Source organism: Eikenella sp. NML03-A-027 (assembly GCF_001648395.1).
GTDB classification, from domain to species: domain Bacteria; phylum Pseudomonadota; class Gammaproteobacteria; order Burkholderiales; family Neisseriaceae; genus Eikenella; species Eikenella exigua.
The window spans coordinates 83,658-100,721 of record NZ_LXSM01000016.1; the positions used below are offsets into that span (position 1 = coordinate 83,658).

At 54.3% G+C, this 17,064-nt stretch carries 20 protein-coding genes, 1 pseudogene and 1 riboswitch; of the genes and pseudogenes, 12 read left to right on the plus strand and 9 right to left on the minus strand.

Annotated features, from left to right (window positions below; all coding sequences use genetic code 11):
* Positions 1-515: 515 nt before the first annotated feature.
* From ptsP to A7P96_RS05885, 4 genes are all read right to left on the minus strand, one after another.
* Positions 516-2,279, minus strand: coding sequence for a phosphoenolpyruvate--protein phosphotransferase (gene ptsP, locus A7P96_RS05870; RefSeq protein WP_067525512.1), 1,764 nt, complete (start codon positions 2,277-2,279; stop codon positions 516-518).
* Positions 2,280-2,281: 2 nt separating this feature from the next.
* Positions 2,282-2,551, minus strand: a complete 270-nt coding sequence (locus A7P96_RS05875) for an HPr family phosphocarrier protein (RefSeq protein WP_067525514.1) — start codon at positions 2,549-2,551, stop codon at positions 2,282-2,284.
* Entirely contained in the window at positions 2,545-2,958 is a 414-nt protein-coding gene (locus A7P96_RS05880; protein ID WP_067525516.1) for a PTS sugar transporter subunit IIA, read from the minus strand. The genes A7P96_RS05875 and A7P96_RS05880 overlap by 7 nt, the downstream gene beginning before the upstream one ends.
* 281 nt (positions 2,959-3,239) lie before the next feature.
* Positions 3,240-3,734 carry a DUF456 domain-containing protein gene (locus A7P96_RS05885; RefSeq protein ID WP_082887923.1) on the minus strand — a complete coding sequence of 165 codons (495 nt, stop codon included), beginning with the start codon at positions 3,732-3,734 and terminating at the stop codon, positions 3,240-3,242.
* Positions 3,735-3,943: 209 nt separating this feature from the next.
* Between A7P96_RS05885 and A7P96_RS05890 the strand changes: the two genes are divergently transcribed.
* Positions 3,944-4,735, plus strand: coding sequence for an inositol monophosphatase family protein (locus A7P96_RS05890; protein WP_067525520.1), 792 nt, complete (start codon positions 3,944-3,946; stop codon positions 4,733-4,735).
* 96 nt (positions 4,736-4,831) lie between these two features.
* Here A7P96_RS05890 and A7P96_RS10745 read toward each other — a convergent pair whose 3' ends face one another.
* The 3 genes from A7P96_RS10745 to A7P96_RS05910 form a co-directional block, all read right to left on the minus strand.
* Entirely contained in the window at positions 4,832-5,362 is a 531-nt protein-coding gene (locus tag A7P96_RS10745) for a hypothetical protein (protein WP_156496289.1), read from the minus strand.
* A 215-nt stretch (positions 5,363-5,577) separates the two neighbouring features.
* On the minus strand, positions 5,578-7,173 hold the full coding sequence (locus A7P96_RS05905) for a peptide chain release factor 3 (RefSeq protein WP_067525526.1): 1,596 nt from the start codon (positions 7,171-7,173) through the stop codon (positions 5,578-5,580).
* A 166-nt stretch (positions 7,174-7,339) separates the two neighbouring features.
* Entirely contained in the window at positions 7,340-7,864 is a 525-nt protein-coding gene (locus A7P96_RS05910; protein WP_067525528.1) for a hypothetical protein, read from the minus strand.
* Positions 7,865-8,065: 201 nt separating this feature from the next.
* Between A7P96_RS05910 and xseA the strand changes: the two genes are divergently transcribed.
* On the plus strand, positions 8,066-9,418 hold the full coding sequence (gene xseA, locus A7P96_RS05915) for an exodeoxyribonuclease VII large subunit (protein ID WP_067525529.1): 1,353 nt from the start codon (positions 8,066-8,068) through the stop codon (positions 9,416-9,418).
* 173 nt (positions 9,419-9,591) lie between these two features.
* On the opposite strand, the gene A7P96_RS05920 is transcribed toward xseA, so the two are convergent.
* Positions 9,592-9,840, minus strand: coding sequence for a hypothetical protein (locus A7P96_RS05920; protein WP_346265211.1), 249 nt, complete (start codon positions 9,838-9,840; stop codon positions 9,592-9,594).
* A 434-nt stretch (positions 9,841-10,274) separates the two neighbouring features.
* On the opposite strand from A7P96_RS05920, the pseudogene A7P96_RS11390 reads away from it, so the two are divergent.
* The 5 genes and pseudogenes from A7P96_RS11390 to A7P96_RS11410 all read left to right on the plus strand — a co-directional run bounded on the left by A7P96_RS11390 (position 10,275) and on the right by A7P96_RS11410 (position 11,553).
* A pseudogene (locus tag A7P96_RS11390) lies at positions 10,275-10,747 on the plus strand (serine dehydratase beta chain).
* A 29-nt stretch (positions 10,748-10,776) separates the two neighbouring features.
* Entirely contained in the window at positions 10,777-10,980 is a 204-nt protein-coding gene (locus A7P96_RS11395; RefSeq protein ID WP_255361169.1) for a hypothetical protein, read from the plus strand.
* Positions 10,981-11,027: 47 nt separating this feature from the next.
* Positions 11,028-11,135, plus strand: a complete 108-nt coding sequence (locus A7P96_RS11400) for a hypothetical protein (RefSeq protein ID WP_255361170.1) — start codon at positions 11,028-11,030, stop codon at positions 11,133-11,135.
* Between the two features lie 32 nt (positions 11,136-11,167).
* On the plus strand, positions 11,168-11,437 hold the full coding sequence (locus tag A7P96_RS11405; RefSeq protein ID WP_255361171.1) for an L-serine ammonia-lyase, iron-sulfur-dependent, subunit alpha: 270 nt from the start codon (positions 11,168-11,170) through the stop codon (positions 11,435-11,437).
* Positions 11,344-11,553 (plus strand): L-serine ammonia-lyase, iron-sulfur-dependent, subunit alpha, encoded by a 210-nt coding sequence (locus A7P96_RS11410; RefSeq protein ID WP_255361172.1) that lies wholly within the window; start codon positions 11,344-11,346, stop codon positions 11,551-11,553. Before A7P96_RS11405 ends, A7P96_RS11410 begins: the two co-directional genes overlap by 94 nt.
* A 271-nt stretch (positions 11,554-11,824) precedes the next feature.
* Here A7P96_RS11410 and A7P96_RS05930 read toward each other — a convergent pair whose 3' ends face one another.
* Positions 11,825-13,492 (minus strand): AarF/ABC1/UbiB kinase family protein, encoded by a 1,668-nt coding sequence (locus A7P96_RS05930; protein WP_067525530.1) that lies wholly within the window; start codon positions 13,490-13,492, stop codon positions 11,825-11,827.
* 169 nt (positions 13,493-13,661) lie between these two features.
* Between A7P96_RS05930 and A7P96_RS05935 the strand changes: the two genes are divergently transcribed.
* From A7P96_RS05935 to A7P96_RS05955, 5 genes are all read left to right on the plus strand, one after another.
* A complete protein-coding gene (locus A7P96_RS05935) occupies positions 13,662-14,267 on the plus strand; it encodes a C40 family peptidase (RefSeq protein ID WP_067525531.1) in 606 nt (201 codons plus the stop codon).
* 11 nt (positions 14,268-14,278) lie between these two features.
* Positions 14,279-14,491, plus strand: a complete 213-nt coding sequence (locus A7P96_RS05940; RefSeq protein ID WP_067438421.1) for a hypothetical protein — start codon at positions 14,279-14,281, stop codon at positions 14,489-14,491.
* Between the two features lie 297 nt (positions 14,492-14,788).
* Positions 14,789-15,337 carry a YqgE/AlgH family protein gene (locus A7P96_RS05945; protein ID WP_067525532.1) on the plus strand — a complete coding sequence of 183 codons (549 nt, stop codon included), beginning with the start codon at positions 14,789-14,791 and terminating at the stop codon, positions 15,335-15,337.
* Positions 15,330-15,776, plus strand: a complete 447-nt coding sequence (ruvX, locus tag A7P96_RS05950; protein ID WP_067525534.1) for a Holliday junction resolvase RuvX — start codon at positions 15,330-15,332, stop codon at positions 15,774-15,776. The genes A7P96_RS05945 and ruvX overlap by 8 nt, the downstream gene beginning before the upstream one ends.
* Positions 15,777-15,914: 138 nt before the next feature.
* Positions 15,915-16,478 (plus strand): hypothetical protein, encoded by a 564-nt coding sequence (locus A7P96_RS05955; RefSeq protein WP_082887924.1) that lies wholly within the window; start codon positions 15,915-15,917, stop codon positions 16,476-16,478.
* Positions 16,479-16,872: 394 nt separating this feature from the next.
* Positions 16,873-16,967, plus strand: a riboswitch (TPP riboswitch).
* Positions 16,968-17,064: the final 97 nt, after the last annotated feature.

Here is a 17,064-nt window from a genome sequence, read left to right on the forward strand (position 1 = left end):
ACTTGGAATAATTATAAATTGGGAGGCTGTTGTTTGAAACAGCCTCCCAAAGCGATGTAATGATTCTGAAAAACGAGCTCATAGATTGCAATAGTCGGTTCCACATTTCTCTGTGGCCAGAGGCTACCTGAAAGCACAAAACTTAAATGAGCTTAGTTTCCTTCCCTTCGTTTTGGTTGGCTAATATAAAAACCCCCTCCATCTAGCCTACACAAAAAAACCATCAATACCAAGGGAGGAAGTATTGATGGCCAATTTGCGGGAAAACGTCTACTTACTATCCATGCTTGCCTACCAAGAAGCAGCACAGATGTAGTACATTATATAGAACATTTTCCACGATGTCGCTACCTAATTGTCTTTTTTACCTAACTGCCGCAATTTACTGCAATTAAATTGCATAAAAATACACTTTGCCAACAACTCGATCGTTTACTTTACTTAATATTGATATCAGTATTTAAACAATATTATTTAACATTTATTCACTTTTTACCTGATAATGCCGTGCGATATTATGTTGTTTCAAATGTTGTATTTTTGTCATCATCCATTGTATTCATCTTTTTAACGGCTTGCCGCACCTTCTCCGGATCGCTCAGGCGCAGCAGTTTTTGCACCTGTGCTGCCAGCTCGCCGGCGTGGCTTTGAATGATTACATTCTTCACGGCCAAAAGATTGCTGGCGTTCATGGAGAAGCGGCGCAAGCCCAAGCCGAGCAGCAGGCGGATGAAATGTAAATCACCAGCCATTTCGCCGCATACCGACACTGGCTTGCCCATGCGTTTGGCAGTGCGGAAAATATGGTGCAGTAGTTTCAACACTGCTGGATGGGCGGGCTGGTAGAGGTAGCTCACGCTATCGTCGCCACGGTCTACTGATAAGGTGTATTGAATCAAATCGTTGGTGCCCACCGAGATAAAATCCAAGTGTTGCAGGATATGGCCTACTGTGAGCGCGGCAGAGGGAATTTCAATCATCGCGCCCACCTGCACTTCGCCATATTCTGTGTCACGTTCATCCAGCTGCTTACGGGCAACGGCCAAATGATTGATACATTGTCGCACTTCATCCACCGAAGTAATCATCGGCCACATAATCTTTACCGACCCGTGCGCCGCTGCGCGCAAAATCGCACGCATTTGGGTACGGAACATCAGTGGCTCGGCCAGGCATAGGCGGATACCGGTCATGCCCAGTGCGGGATTGAGCGCATGGTCCTCGCCGAACCAGCGCGGGTTTTTGTCCACGCCCAAATCCACGGTACGCACGGTGAGCGGCTTGCCTTTGAGCTTTTTCACAATGCCGGCATACACGCGGTATTGCTCGTCTTCATCAGGCAGATTGTCGCGGTTGAGAAACAGAAATTCACTGCGAAACAGTCCCACGCCGTCGGCAGAGAGGCGGTGCATCAGGCGCACATCCTGGGCGGATTCAATATTAGCCAACAGCTCTATATCTACGCCGTCTTTGGTGGTGGCGGTGATGTCTTTGAGTTTGTTGAGCAGGCGGCGCTGGCTGCGGTATACGCGGTCGCGCTTGCGGTATTCGCTGAGGATTAAATCGTCGGGATTGATAATCAGCACACCACTGATGCCGTCCACGATAATCCAGTCGTCTTGGCTGATGAGTTCGCGTGCGTTGTAGAGCCCGATTACCGAGGGCATATCCAGGCTGCGCCCCAAAATGGCGGTATGGCTGGTGGGGCCGCCGGCATCGGTGGCGAATCCGGCAATGTGGTGTTCTTTGAAATACACTGCATCGGCAGGCGACAAATCGTGGGCAATCAGGATGATGTCGTCGTCTAACTTACTTTCTTCGGGCATGAAATCGGTGTTCTGCCCCATCAGGTTTTGGTGAATCCGCTCGGCTACCTGAAGCATATCCTGCTTGCGTTCGCGCAGGTATTCATCTTCAATCGCATCAAACTGCTCGGCCAACTTGTCGGTTTGCAGCTTCAGTGCCCATTCGGCATTGATGGCCTGCGCGCGCAGAATATCAATCGGCTCGCGCGAAAGTGTAACGTCGGTCAGGAGCATCAGGTGCAGCGAAATAAACGCGCCCAATTCGGTTGGCGCATTTTCCGGAATGGCGCTGCGCAGCTGCTCCAGTTGTCGGCGCGTGGCCTTGATGGCGGCATCGAAACGTTCGGCTTCCGCATCAATTTCTTCCGGCGCCAAATCCAGCTGCGGTACTTCCTCCATACCGCGCACCACCAAATGCGCCCGCCCGATGGCAATCCCGCCGCCTGCTGCAAATCCGTGCAACACCACGCTCATGTTTATTCGCCTTCGTCAAAATAATTGTTGATTAAAGCCGTCAGCACCTGCATGGCTACTTGTTCGTCTGCGCCCTCGGTTTCAATTTCAATCACCGAGCCCTTGGCTGCTGCCAGCATCATCAAACCCATAATGCTTTTGCCGTTTACGCATCTGCCGTTGCGGCACACCCGCACTTCCGCCGCAAACGCGCCTGCCGTTTGCGTGAACTTGCTGCACGCGCGCGCGTGCAGCCCCAGTTTGTTTATAATCTCCACCTCCTGTTTCAGCATACACCCCGCTCCTCTTCCGGCAACACCAACATAATTCCCGCCAAGGCCGACTGGCGGACCGACTCGGCCATTGCCAGTAAATCATCAGCCTTTTCCGCCTCCTGCACCGCTTTCACCATCATCGGCGCATTCAGCCCGGTGAGCATCACCATGCGATGGTGCGACAGTAGCCGGCGGCCGATATTGCACGGCGTAGCGCCAAACACGTCGGCCAAAAGCAAAATACCGTCGCCAAACGCCAAACGCTCCGCTTCCGCTTGGGCTCGAGCGGCGGCCACGTCCACATCTTCATCCGGGTTCACGCCCACAATCGCCAAATGCGCCGGCATCTGCTTGAAAAAATGCCGGGCCAGCTTGGTGTACGACTCGCCCAGCGTTTCATGCGTGATAATCATCAAACCAATCATGTGTTTCTCATTCCATTGCAAAATTTTTTCAGGTAGCCTTGAGCCAGTTAAAAGGGTAATGCTAAACAGGTTGGAGGCTACCTGAAAGCGTTTAATCGGCCATTTTCCGTTTTCAGGTAGCCTTTGGCAACAGGCGCAGGCGGCAAGCAGATGCGGCAAGTTCTGCTATAAATTAGGAGGCGGTAGCCGTCTGAAGTCAACGTGTTAAACGGTTTTAGCCAGCCCTTAGGCAATAACAAAATTTCAGGTAGCCTCTGCTTGGCAACAGGCTACCTTAAACTTTAACTCAACCAATAATACACATACAGCCCGAAAATGCTAAACAGCACCACCAGCGCACAGCCCAACTTCGCCACCACGCCCGCCACAAAGCCCAAGAGCGTGCCCAGCCCCACTTTGCCAGCCGCCCACAAGTTGCGTTGCGCCGCAAATTCTCCCATTGCCGCGCCAACCAGCGTGCCCAGCACCATGCCCGGCAGCGCAAAAAACAGCCCCACAACGCCGCCCGCCAACGAGCCCCACAGCGCCTGTTTGCTCGCCCCGGTAAACTTCGCCCCCAGCAGCCCCGCCACATAATCCAGCGTCCAGGCCAGCGCCATAATCAGCCCCAACACCGTCAGCGCCGTGGTGCCGATAACTTCGTAATTCTGGCTGTAGGCCAAGAGCCAAGTGCCCGCAAACATCAGCGGCATCCCCGGCAGCAGCGGGTGTATTGCGCCCGCCAAACCCGCCAGCAGCAACACCAGTGCCAGAATAATCAGCAAAGCCGTCATCATTAAATTCCTTTATCAAACAAGGCAGGCAACTTCCCGCACATTCAATCAGATAAGGCCGCTGCCGCCAATTTAAAGCCCGGGCGCTTTTGCCCGTCTGCCGCCCAAGGTATAATGCCGCCCCAACATCGGCTGCCGTTTCCGGCGCAGCCTTTCCATTTTCAGGTAGTCTGCCAGCAGCAGCCTGCCCCCACCAGCCAAATCGGAGAAATATGAATCCCGTCCTCAACACCGCTGTCAAAGCCGCCCGCCGCGCCGGCGACATGATGCTACGTGCCGCCAACAACCTGCCCGCAGTTAAAATCGACAGCAAGGCCTTCAACGATTTCGTTTCCGACATAGACCGCACCGCCGAGGAAATCATCCGCGAAATCCTACAAGAAGCCTATCCCCAGCACAAAATCACCGCCGAAGAAGGCGGCAGTAGCGGCCCCGAAAAAGCCGAATACGAATGGATTATCGACCCGCTCGACGGCACCACCAACTACCTGCACGGCCATCCCCAATACGCCATCAGCATGGCTCTGCTGCACAAAGGCGTATTGCAGGAAGCCCTCGTTTACGCCCCCGAGCGCAACGACCTCTACCTCGCCTCACGCGGCCAAGGCGCCCTACTCAACGACCGCCGCATCCGCGTATCCAGCCGCATCGAGCTCAACCGCTGCCTGATCGGCACCGGCTTCCCCGTGGTGGATCAAAGCATGATGGAACGCTACCTAAACATCCTGCGCGACTTCCTCGCCAAAACCGCCGGCGCCCGCCGCGAAGGTGCCGCCTCGCTTGACCTGTGCGCCGTGGCCTGCGGCCGCTTCGATGGTTTCTTCGAATTCAACCTCAAACCCTGGGACATCGCCGCCGGCGCACTGATCGTGCAGGAAGCGGGCGGTATTGTAACCGATATGCGCGGCAACGAAGGCTGGCTCGAAAGCGGCGACATCGTAGCCGCCCCGCCCAAAGTGCTGGCACAAATGCTGCAAACCATCGCCCCGCATTTGGCTGCCTAATACTCTTACATAGTATAAAGGCTATCTGAAAGCGGAGCGTCAATGAGATTCAAACCACACGCTGTGTTTTCAGGTAGCCTTTTCTCATCCCCACACTTATTCAGCCTCCACATAATACCCCAGCTGATTCTCCCGCACTTTCACCCGCACCGTCTGCCCAATCATCTCCCATGGCGCACTCCGCAAAAAACCGTATTCCACATCAAACTGCGTACCATCCTCCAGCTCCAGCACCCACGTATTGAATCCACTCTGGCTTCCCCGTATTTCCAACAGCCGGGCTTGCACTAAAGCTGGCTGCAGCGGCAGCAATGTGGCCAGCACGATGCCGTTTACCGCCACCCGCGTCATCACGCAAGCCAGCAACACGCCCCACATCACGCGCGACATATTAGATTTAAACTTATTATGCGCACCCGTACCGCCCTGCCCTCCGTTTGCCGGCCAGCGCAGCAGCCAACGCACGCAGTACATCGCCAGCGGCACAAACACAATGATGCCCAGCCGCGAAGCATCTGCCTTCCACACCAGCGGCCGGGTAAGCAGCAAAAGCGACCCCAGCAACACCGCCATCACCAATGCCAGCTTGTTCCACCATTCCCATTCGCTCATTTTGAACCAAGCCATTTCGCTTTCTCCATTCGGTGTTCAGGCTACCTGAAAATATGCCTACTAGATTTTTCAGGCAGCCTTGCACGTTCTTAACAAACAAGCACTTAAGTCTACCTGATAACCATGATTGTCTCCTAAGAACAGTTAAAGAATACAAGGCCAAGATGCGCAAACCAGCTCGCGCTCACTCAACAAAGGCTACCTGAAACCCATTTTCAGGTAGCCTCTTATCAACTCAGCTTCGCCGCATGTTCCCTGGTTTCATGGAACACAATATCCGGCCAGCGTTCCTGCGTCAGGTTCAAGTTCACGCGGTTGGGCGCGAGGTAGGCGAGGTTGCCGCCTGCGTCTATCGCCAGATTACCCGCATTGGCTTTTTCAAACTCCGCCAGCTTTTTCTTGTCTTCGCACGATACCCAGCGCGCCGACCAGATGGATGCGCTGTCGAACACGGCTTCTACGCCATATTCGTTGGCCAGCCGCGAGGTAACGACTTCAAACTGCAACACGCCAACCGCGCCCAAAATCAAATTCGCGCCGCTCATCGGTTTGAAGACCTGTACCGCGCCTTCTTCGCCAAGCTGTTGCAAGCCTTTTTGCAGTTGCTTGATTTTCAGCGGGTTTTTGATGCGGACGCTGCGGAACAGTTCGGGCGCGAAGAAGGGGATGCCGGTGAACGCCAGTTGTTCGCCTTCGGAAAAGCTGTCGCCGATTTGGATGTTGCCGTGGTTCGGGATGCCGATGATGTCGCCTGCGTAGGCTTCTTCCACCAGCTCGCGGTCGTGCGACATGAATGTAACCACGCTGGAGGCGGCTATTTCGCGGTTTATGCGCAGGTGCTTCATCTTCATGCCGCGTTCGAATTTGCCGGAGCAGACACGCAAAAAGGCGATGCGGTCGCGGTGTTTCGGGTCCATATTGGCTTGGATTTTAAAGATAAATCCGGAAAATTTCGGCTCGTCCGGCTCGACCATGCGCACGGTTGCGTCGCGCGGTTTCGGCGCGGGCGCCCAGTCAATCAGTGAATTGAGGATTTCCTGAATACCGAAGTTGTTAATCGCCGAGCCGAAGAACACGGGTGTGAGGCTACCTGAAAGAAATTCGTCAAGATTAAACTCGTTGGAAGCAGCCTGCACTAATTCGATTTCGTCGCGCAACTGCTGGATTTCCAATGGAAAGCGTTGTTCCAATTCAGGATTATTGATACCTTTGATGATGTCGAACTCGTGCGGCAGACGTTCGCCGCCCGCTTCAAAGAGATAGATTTCATCGTTCAGGATGTGGTATACGCCTTTGAAGTTTTTGCCCATGCCGATCGGCCAAGTAACGGGCGTGCAGCGGATTTTTAAAATATTTTCCACTTCGTCCAGCAATTCCAAGGAATCGCGCACTTCGCGGTCGTATTTGTTCATGAACGTGACAATCGGCGTATTGCGCAGGCGGCAGACGTTCAAGAGTTTGATGGTTTGCGCTTCCACGCCTTTTGCCGCGTCGATGACCATCAAGGCGCTGTCGACGGCGGTCAAAACGCGGTAGGTGTCTTCGGAGAAGTCTTGGTGGCCCGGCGTGTCCAAGAGATTGACGGTGTGGTCTTTGTAGTCGAACTGCATCACGCTTGATGCCACGGAAATGCCGCGCTGTTTCTCGATTTCCATCCAGTCGGAGGTGGCGAATTTGCCGGTTTTCTTGCCTTTTACCGTACCCGCGCTCTGAATCGCACCTGAAAACAGCAGCAGCTTTTCGGTCAGCGTGGTTTTACCTGCGTCGGGGTGGGAGATGATGGCAAATGTGCGGCGGCGGCGCACTTGGTCTGGAATATTGGACATGGCGGAAAATCCGAATTGAAAACGGCGTATTTTAACATATTGCCGCGTAGAGAAAGGCTACCTGAAAATATCGGCTTGGGCGGAATGGATACCATAATAGAAACAGCCCGCTATCTTGTTTGGGATAGCGGGCTGGGTTTTGGCGGCGGATTAGGTTCCCTGAAATTTATCTTACCCCTAATGGCTTGGTGTTGCAGCGGATTTCCTGCTCCAAGTTGGCAAATTCGGTTTTGAATCGTTGATTGATTTCCTCACTTTTTGCCGTGTATTCGCGGTCGCCGATATTCAATTTGTTGCGTTCGCTTATATATCCCTCTGTCAATTTCCGGCAATCTTGCTCATGTGCTTCGATTTTATCTTTAAAACCAGCATCAACCTTTATGTAGCTTTGGTTACCCACATACAACGTTTTACGGTCATCCGATAAATTGAACACCATTTCGCCCATACCGCTGTTTATCGACAGCTTGCCGTCTTTTTCGGTTAAAACTATCGCATTCTTTCGCGAACCGAAAAAATCGGTTTGGTTAATCAGCTCCTGAGCAAAATAGTTGCCATTTTCTTTTTTAATTTCCAGGATTTCTTCTCCACGATCCTGCTGCTCACGCCAATACCCCACATAATCGTCAGCACTCTTGCCGCAGGCGGCCAACAAACAAACTGCCGTTATCAAAGCCAAACGTTTCAACATGATTTGCTCCTTATCAATACAGGTGTAAAAAGATTTTTGGCAGTATATTGTTTTTTTTTTTTGATTTGTCAATTTTAATTTACACAGACTATTTCAGTTTGAGAGGCTACCTGAAAAAGCAGGCAAATCTATCCGCCAGATTTTTCAGGTAGCCTTCCCCTTGTATAATGCCGCCTTTGTTTATTTTCCCGCCGTCTTGCCATGTCCGACCTATTCGCCCCCGCCGCGCTTTCTGTTTCTGAGCTCAACCATTTGGCCAAAAACCTGCTGGAAGACCAGCTTGCCGGGCTGTGGGTGGGCGGCGAAGTGTCGAATTTGGTGAAGGCGGCGAGCGGGCACTATTATTTTGTTTTAAAAGACCAACGCGCCCAGGTGCGCTGCACTTTGTTTAAGCATGCCGCCCGTTCGCTGGCCGCGCTGCTGCGCGAGGGCGAGGAAGTGGAGGTGTTGGGCAAAATCACGCTGTATGAAGCGCGCGGGGAGTTTCAGATTAATGTGCAGGAAGTGCGGCGCAAGGGGCTGGGGCAGCTGTTTGAGGCTTATGAGAGGCTGAAGCAGCGCCTACAGGCGGAAGGCTTGTTTGATGCGGCACACAAACGGCCGTTGCCTACCGCGCCGCAATGTATCGGCGTGGTCACCAGTCTGGCAGCGGCGGCATTGCGCGATGTGGTCACCACGTTGCGGCGGCGTGCGCCGGATGTGCGCGTGGTGGTGTATCCCACGGCGGTGCAGGGCGCGGGCAGCGAGTTTCAGGTAGCCTCGGCCATTGCGGCGGCGGCGGAACATGCGCAGGCGGATGTGCTGATTGTGTGCCGCGGCGGGGGCAGCATTGAGGATTTGTGGGCGTTTAACGAAGAAGCGGCGGTGCGCGCGGTAGCGGCCTCGCCGATTCCGGTGGTGAGCGGGGTGGGGCACGAAACGGATTTCACGCTTACAGATTTTGCCGCCGACGTGCGCGCACCCACGCCTACCGCCGCCGCCGAGCTGGCCAGCCCGAACCGTGCGGAGCAGCTGGACAAAATGTGCCGCCTGCACAGCCATATGCGCCACACGCTGCAACGGCGCTGCACAGACGCGGCGCAACGGCTTGACTGGCATGCCGCGCAGTTGCACCATCCGCGCCAGAAATGGCAGGAGCAGCTGGCTGGCTTGTTGCGCAGCCGCCAAATGCTTGCTGACAATATGCTGCGTCACCTGCGTCGCAAACAGGAACAGCTGGCCTACTTGGCCGAGCTGTGCCGTCGCAGCCGGCCACAAGTGCAGACTGCTGTGCGGCAGCTACAAACACAGGCTATACAACTCAACCGCTACATGGCCGCACTCTTGGCACAAAAGCAGGCACAGTGCCAAAAGCAGGTGGGCATTTTGGATGCCCTCTCGCCACAACACACGTTGTCGCGCGGCTATAGCGTGATTACCGACCGTACGGGCAAAGTGGTGCGCGATGCGGGCAGACTGCACAGCGGGCAGATGTTGCAGCTGCATTTCGAAACCGGCACGGCCAAGGCGCAGGTGTTGCCGCAGCGTACCGGGCAGCAGGATTTGTTTGATTAGCGCGTGCAAATATCGCTGCAGCAATTTTTTCCTGCGAGGTGGCACAAGCCAATGCAATCAAGAAACATCATCGCTGTAGTTATAGTTTTTCAGGTAGCCTCACTATAGGAAGGCTACCTGAAAAAGCAAAACGGCTTCCTTTGCGGAAGCCGTTTGTTGTTTGACCGATACGTTTATGCCACGGTAAAACCTTCTGCCGAGATGGCAGCTTTGAATGTTTCAAGGTCGAAGCCTTCGCCGTGTGTAATGACTACGCGGCCATTGTCATGATTAGCATTCACCATTCTCACACCCGCAACAGTTTCGCCCTTCAAAACCAAGCGATCCTCATCCGTTTTGTGCTTCATACCGGATACTTGAATCAACGTTTGTGGCATATTAACCTCTAAATATAAGTTGATTGAAAACAAAGATCTGGCCATACTGCACTGTTTTTTACAATTATGCGGCCGTGTATCACAAAAATATTGTTCACACTTTGTTACGCGTTTCCCCCAACATCCTTGCTGCATCAAACAGGCAATGTATACATTTTGCCTAGGTAGCGGCAACTTGTCCAGCATTATTAAGGGGGGGAGGCCATATTCGTCGCTCGGTGTGTGGCAGCACACCCTAATGCTGCCAATGGCGCATTTGGTAAGATGCTGATGGATACGCAAAGTTGGATAACTATAGTGGATTAACTTTAAATCAGTAAGGCATTGGCTCGCTTTGCCGTTATGTGTGTACTATTTGTACTTGCCACCTTGTTCTGATTCTTGTTGGGTCACTATTATAAAGAGGTGGAAAAATGATCAGTATTTTTGACATGTTCAAAATCGGTATCGGCCCGTCCAGTTTGCATACCGTGGGACCGATGCGTGCTGGTATACTGTTTCGCAAACAGCTTATCAAACAGGGACTACTGGATAAGATTGCTCGGTTTAGCGCCCATGTGTACGGCTCGCTCTCTTTCACTGGCAAAAACCACGGCACAGACCACGCCATCATTGGCGGCTTGGCGGGCTACGAGCCGGATACGGTGGACACCACCGCTTTCCCCAAATTCATTGCACAAGTATTGAGCAGTAAAACCCTCACCGACATTGGCGGCCACTACACCCCGTTTGACTACGAACGCGACTTCATGTTCCATTCTTCCTTCCGCTACACGAAAACGGCATGCGCCTGGAAGCCTATGTCGGCGATGAGTTAGCGATGCAGGAAGTGTTTTACTCCATCGGCGGCGGTTTTGTGATGACCGAAAAACAGTTTGCTGATAGCGGTAAGCAGTCCGCCCCTGTAAATGTGCTCTACCCATACACCAATGCGGACGATCTCATCCGCTAGTGTGCCGAATACAAGCTCTCTCCGAATTGATGTTTCGCAACGAATGCGCCCTGCGTCCGGAGCAGGAAGTATGCGACTATGTGTGCCAAACCCTCGGGATAATCCGGCGCGGCCTGCATACCGAGGGTGTGCTGCCCGGCCCCATGCAGATACGCTGCCGCGCGCCACTTTCGCGCAAACAATTTGAAAAAAACGGGCTGAACGATAAAGACCCGATGGCGGCGGTGGATTGAGTAAATATGGTGGTCTTTGCCGTAAACGAAGAAAATGCGGCGGGTGGGTGGTTACCGCCCCCACCAACGGCGCTTGCGGCATTGTACCCACCGTGTTGGCCTACTACGACCATTTTATTTTCCACGCCGATGAAAACACATTCTGCGTTATTTGATCATTGTCAGCGCCATCGGCAGCTTGTATAAAATGAACGCATCCATTTCCGGCGCGGAAGTGAGCTGCCAAGGCGAAGCGGGCGTGGCCTGCTCCATGGCTGCTGGGCTGACCGAGATTCAGGGCGGCAATGTCGAAAAGTGTGTATGGGTCGCCGAAATTGCCATGGAACACCATCTCGGCCCCACTTGTGACCTGGTAGCGGCCAAGTGCGGGTGCCGTGTATCGAGCGTAATGCCATTTCCTCCATCAAAGCCATCAATGCTTCACGCATGGCGCAGCAACGCACCACCGATCCCATAGTATCGCTGGACGCAGTCATAAAAACCATGTATGAAACCGGCAAAGATATGAATCCGAAATACCGCGAAACCTCTACCGGTGGCTTGGCTACGCATGTAGTGCATGTGATGTGTTGAGACTTAATGCTATTTAGTGCCGTAGAGGCAAGAAGGCTACCTGAAAATGGTTTTTCAGGTAGCCTTTTGATTGTAGCCATAGCCAAAGCAATTATTTTCTCTACCAAGCGGCGGGCTGCAAACAGTATGAATCACTTGGCAAAGCGAGCCTGCGCCATTGGGAATTAAGTGCTTCGGCTATACGATATTAACAGTTGGCCTGCCGCTTATCTTCTCCTAGCTGTCGACACCGTTTGCCATACACTTTTTTACGTGCTTGAAAAGTTTTGTTTTAATGTTTGCCCGAACGCCAGATAGACCAGATAATCCACAGGCTGTTGGCAAAGGCCAAGAGATAGCCGAGGAAGCCAACAAACGACAAGCCAAATAGCTTCGGGCCGATATTGCTGCTGAGCAGGATGGATGAACCGATAATCAACGCCGCCGTCACCATGCCCATGGTCAGCCGGTTGGCGCTGTATTCCAAGTGCCGGTTCAAACTGTCGAGGCGTTTCAAATCCAGGTTCACGTTTAATCGGCCGCTTTGCAGATTGCGGTTTAGGCGCAGCAGGTTTTTGGGCAACTCGCCCAGCATCTGCACCAGCATACGGCTTTGCGTGCGGCTTCGGCGCCAAAGTTGCTGTGGCGAAAGGCGTTGGCGGATGACCTTCTGCACAATCGGTTTGGCGTGCTCCAGCAGTTGGAAGCTGCCGTCCAGCCTTTTCACTACACCTTCGAGAGTGAGTAGGGCTTTGAACAGCATCACCAAGTCGCCCGGTAAGGCCAGCTCGTGCTCGCGCATGATGCGGGTTAAATCGTTAATCACTTGGCTGACGCGCAAATCGCGCACGGCGGTGTGTTCGTAGTCGAGCAGCATTTCCATCACATCGGCACCGAGCAGGTCTTCATCGGGAATATCGCCCTGCGCCCAGTTGCTCAGAATATATTGCACGGCAAACGGGTCGCGATGGATGAGGGCTTCAATCAGCGCATTGATTTCCTGCCGGCGCACCGGACTCAGGTAGCCCGTCATGCCGAAGTCGATCAGGCCGATGCGCAAATCGGGATAAATAAAGATATTGCCCGGGTGCGGATCGGCATGAAACAGGCCCTGCCCCAGTATCATATCGAGCAGCACGTCGGTGATGCGGCAAGCCAGAATATGCCGCTCTTCGGCGCCCAGTAATTTGATGTTGGTATCTTTCAGCAGGGTGGCAGCCACGTATTCCTGCACCAGCACCTGCCGGTTGCTGTATTCGGGATATACCTTGGGAATATGCACCGCCGGATGGTTGGCATACAGCGCAGCAAACCGCTGCAAATGGCGCATTTCAGCCAGCAAATCAGTTTCCCTGGCGAGGCTTTTAGCAAAATATTGCACCATCTGCACCGGCTGATAGCGGCGGGTTTCCGGCATTTCCGATTCGGTGAGCTGCGCCAGATGGGTTAGAATACGCAAATCTGCCCGGATGAGCGGTTCGATATCCGGCCGGCGCACCTTTACCGCCACCTCGCTGCCGTCGAGCAACACCGCGCGGTGCACCTGCGCGATAGAGGCGCTGCCCAAAGGCTTGCTGTCGATGTGCCGGAATACTTGCTCCGGCGGGCAGCCCAGCTGCTCGGTGAGCAGGGAGAGAATCGCCTCGAAGGGCAAGGGATTCGCGCTGCTTTGCAGATGCTCGAATTCCTCAATCCATTCGGCGTTGAAAATATCAACCCGGGTGGCCAAAATCTGGCCGAGCTTGATAAAGGTCGGCCCCAGCTCCTCAAACGCCAGCCGGAAACGGTGCGCCGTGCTCGAAATATCCGCATTTTCCTGCTCCGGCTTGCTACCGAGCCAAGAAGCGCGATTCAGCTTAATCCGGCTGAGAAAACCGCCCAAACCGTGCCGCGCGAGTGTGGCTACGATTTGACGCAAACGATTGATGTCGCCCAAAGCGGGCATGGCAGATCTAACCATACGGCACCCCTATTGCGGAATAAGCGTCCGCACAAACAGGCACACAGCATAACATACGCGCCTACTGGTGCGTACAAGCTGCCCCTATTGCTCATCGCCTTGTCAAACACATTGCCGCCGCTTGCCGCACTATGCTATAACATGGGCAAAACAAGAAAGTTTCAGATTGATGAAGTGGATAAAACAAGTAACCCTCTGTGCCCTGGCCGCCCTTGCTTTCGGCCTCGCTCCCGCTGCATACGCCGCCCCGGAAGGATTGGATAACGACGCACTCGAGCGCCTTATCCGCGAACGCACCGGACGTGGTGGCCACAGCAACAACGCCCCTGCACCCAGCCGACAATCTTCATCTGCCGGCAGCCGCGCCTCCTCCGGCAGCCAAGACGAAGCTGGCGACCTCATTATGAACGCCATGAGCCTCATCGGTCTCTCCTACCGCTTTGGCGGCAACTCCCCCACCCAAGGCCTCGATTGCAGCGGTTTCATGCAATACATCTTCAAACGCAGCATGGGCATTACCCTGCCGCGCACTTCCGCCGAGATGGCCACTGTAGGCCAACGGGTAGACCGTGCCAACCTCAAGCCCGGCGACATGGTGTTCTTCGGTGCCGGCGGCCGCGTTTCCCACGTAGGTATGTATATCGGCAACGACCGCTTCATCCACGCCCCGCGCACTGGTCGCGACATCGAAATCACCAGCATGAACGGTACTTACTGGAAAAACCGCTACATCACCGCCCGCCGGGTAGACCGCTCCACCCGCTTCACCCGCTAAAGGCCTGCATCATGAATATGCCCATCATGCCCAAATGGCACAGCGACGACGGCAGCATCGTATCGTGCACCGAAAAAGTGAAAGTGATGCAGGAAAACATGCAAGAGCTCTATCAGCTTGCGCAAGACACTTTCGAAGACGCCCTGCTGATGGGCTGCAGCGAAAAACAAGTGCGCGAATTCCTGCAAGATTTGGTACGCAGCGTGCACAACCCATATAACTGATGCAAGCCGCATCTGCCAATTAATAAAAGGCTACCTGAAAATTTCAGGTAGCCTTTTCTATATGCTGTATGTGGTCGGTATGAGCGATGGCAGCACTGTGGTAGATGGTTTGTCTAGATTGTCAGTAAATAATTGCCGTACCGAATACTGGTCAGGCAGCACGCTATTTATTTTTCAGGTAGCCTCAAGCGTATGGAAGGCTACCTGAAAATTGCCAGCCTAGATAAAACAGCACGGTATTAAATCAGGCATAACCGCTATATAATCAAACCATTTCCACACACGCCGAAACCGATTATGGATTTAACCAACCATTTCCTTATCGCTATGCCCGATATGCAGGATAATTTCTTTGCCGAAAGCGTGGTGTATGTTTGCTCCTATTCCGCCGAAGGCTGCATGGGCGTGATCATCAACAAGCCCTCGCCGCTGCCGCTGCGACAGATTCTTTCCGCCCAGCAGCACACCGTGCCGCAGCATCTGTTTGACGACTGCATTTTCCTGGGCGGCCCGGTTCAGGTAGACCGCGGGTTTGTGCTGCACAGCCCGGCGGGCAACTGGACGAGCAGCATCATCGTGAGCGACAACCTCGCACTCACCTCCTCCGGCGACATCCTTCCCCACCTGCACGACGAGCAAAGCGTGAAGCAGGCCATGCTGTTTATGGGCTACACCGGCTGGAGCGCCGGCCAGCTCGAGCGCGAGCTGGCGGAAAACAGCTGGCTCACTGTGCCTGCCAGCGAGCACATCATGTTCGGCATGCCGCACGAGCAACGCTACCACGCCGCCATATCGCTGCTCAACATCGCTCCCGAACAACTCATCCGAACCGGCGGCCATGCTTAATATTCCACACGGCACCACGCTGGCCTTCGATTTTGGTGAAACCCGTATCGGTGTGGCGCAGGGCGACGCCGAAGTGGGCATCGCCCACCCTCTGGCCACCATCAGCGGCGAGGGCAACGACAAAAAATTCGCCGCCATTGCCGCTCTGGTGGCCGAATGGCGGCCGGTGCAATTCGTGGTGGGGCTGCCGCTTTCCACCGACGGCAGCGAACACGAAATGACCCGTCTGGCCCGCAAATTCGGCCACCGCCTCAACGGCCGCTTCGGCTTGCCCGTGTATTGGGCCGACGAGCGGCTCACCTCGCTTTACGCCGCCGAGCTCCTCAACCAAACCGGCCTGCGCGGCCGCAAGCAAAAGCCCGTGCTCGACCAAGTGGCCGCGCAGGCGATTTTGCAGGGCTTCTTTGAAGGGGGCTGGGTGGAAGAGTTTCACGGTTGATCGCATGAAGGCTATCTGAAAACGGGAGTGAGGTTTCAGGTAGCCTTTTGGCAATGTGCAGGCAAATCTTTGGAGCAATATGCTGCCCGTTGCCATCTGGTTTGATCTATCCCCACTCAAATCATTAAGGATGAAAACATGAAACTAAAATTATGGCCGGCCATATTGATGCTGTTGCCCGCGGTGGCTCTGGCCAAGCCTGCCCCGCGCAGCGAAGAAATCATTTATTTCGGTGCAACACCGACAGGTTTTGAAATCGGGTATCGGGCTTCGCAAGGCGGGCAGACGATTGTGGAGCTGGTGCCGAGAGGGCAAACGGTGCAGAATTGGGAGCGGATGGTTACCCTACAAACCTTCGCCGGCAACACCCGCTCGGTAAGCGATTTCCGCCGTGCGGTGTCGGACGGTTGGCGGAGCGCCTGCCCGGGCGGCAACACAATCAATCTGAGCGAAGGGCAGGAAAACGGCTATCCCTTCGCTTTTTGGCAAATGACCTGCGAGCACAACCCGCAAAGCGGCAGGCCGGAATATACTTGGATAAAAGCGATGCGGGGCGAACGTGCGCTTTATGTGGCGCAATACGCCTTCCGTCACTTGCCGAGCCGGGCGGATCTGACCGATGCGGCACGCCGACTGCGCGGCATGTCGCTGTGCGATACGCGGCCGGGCAGGGCGCGCCAGCATCCTTGCGGCCGGCGTTAGGCGTATGCAAAAGGCTACCTGAAAGCTCACTATATCCGCTTTCAGGTAGCCTCTAAGCTGAATGCTGCCGCATTCTTGGCAGGCAGGGAACTGTCGATGCAAAGTTGAACTACGGTGATGTGGTAAGAGTTGGCTGAAGTTTTTCAGGTAGCCTGTGGGGGAAAGGGGCTACCTGAAAACATATGGGCTGCTTCTCGACAGTTCTGAAGCCAAATAGCAATCTGCTCCAATTACTCCATTTCGTTATCATGCTTCCCGTTCGGATTTGTAGGTGTGTGGAACCGAAACGACTGGGTGTGGAAGCATTTTGCCGGTGGAATCATTTAACCATTTGGCGTGTCGGCTACCTTTGCTGCGGCAGCTTGAAAAAACAGGGCGGCGGGGTATAATCGCGCCCAATTAGTCGGGGTGCTGCTTTGGGCGGCTGAGAGGATACCCGTTGTACCTGATCCGGTTAGCACCGGCGTAGGGAACTATCAGGCAGAGGATGCGGGCGGCGTGTGCTGTTCGGGTTGCTTTGCCTCATCCGGAACGGATGGTTTCTTCTCTGCTTGCGCTGCTCCCCCCGGCTTGGTGTGCCGGGCTT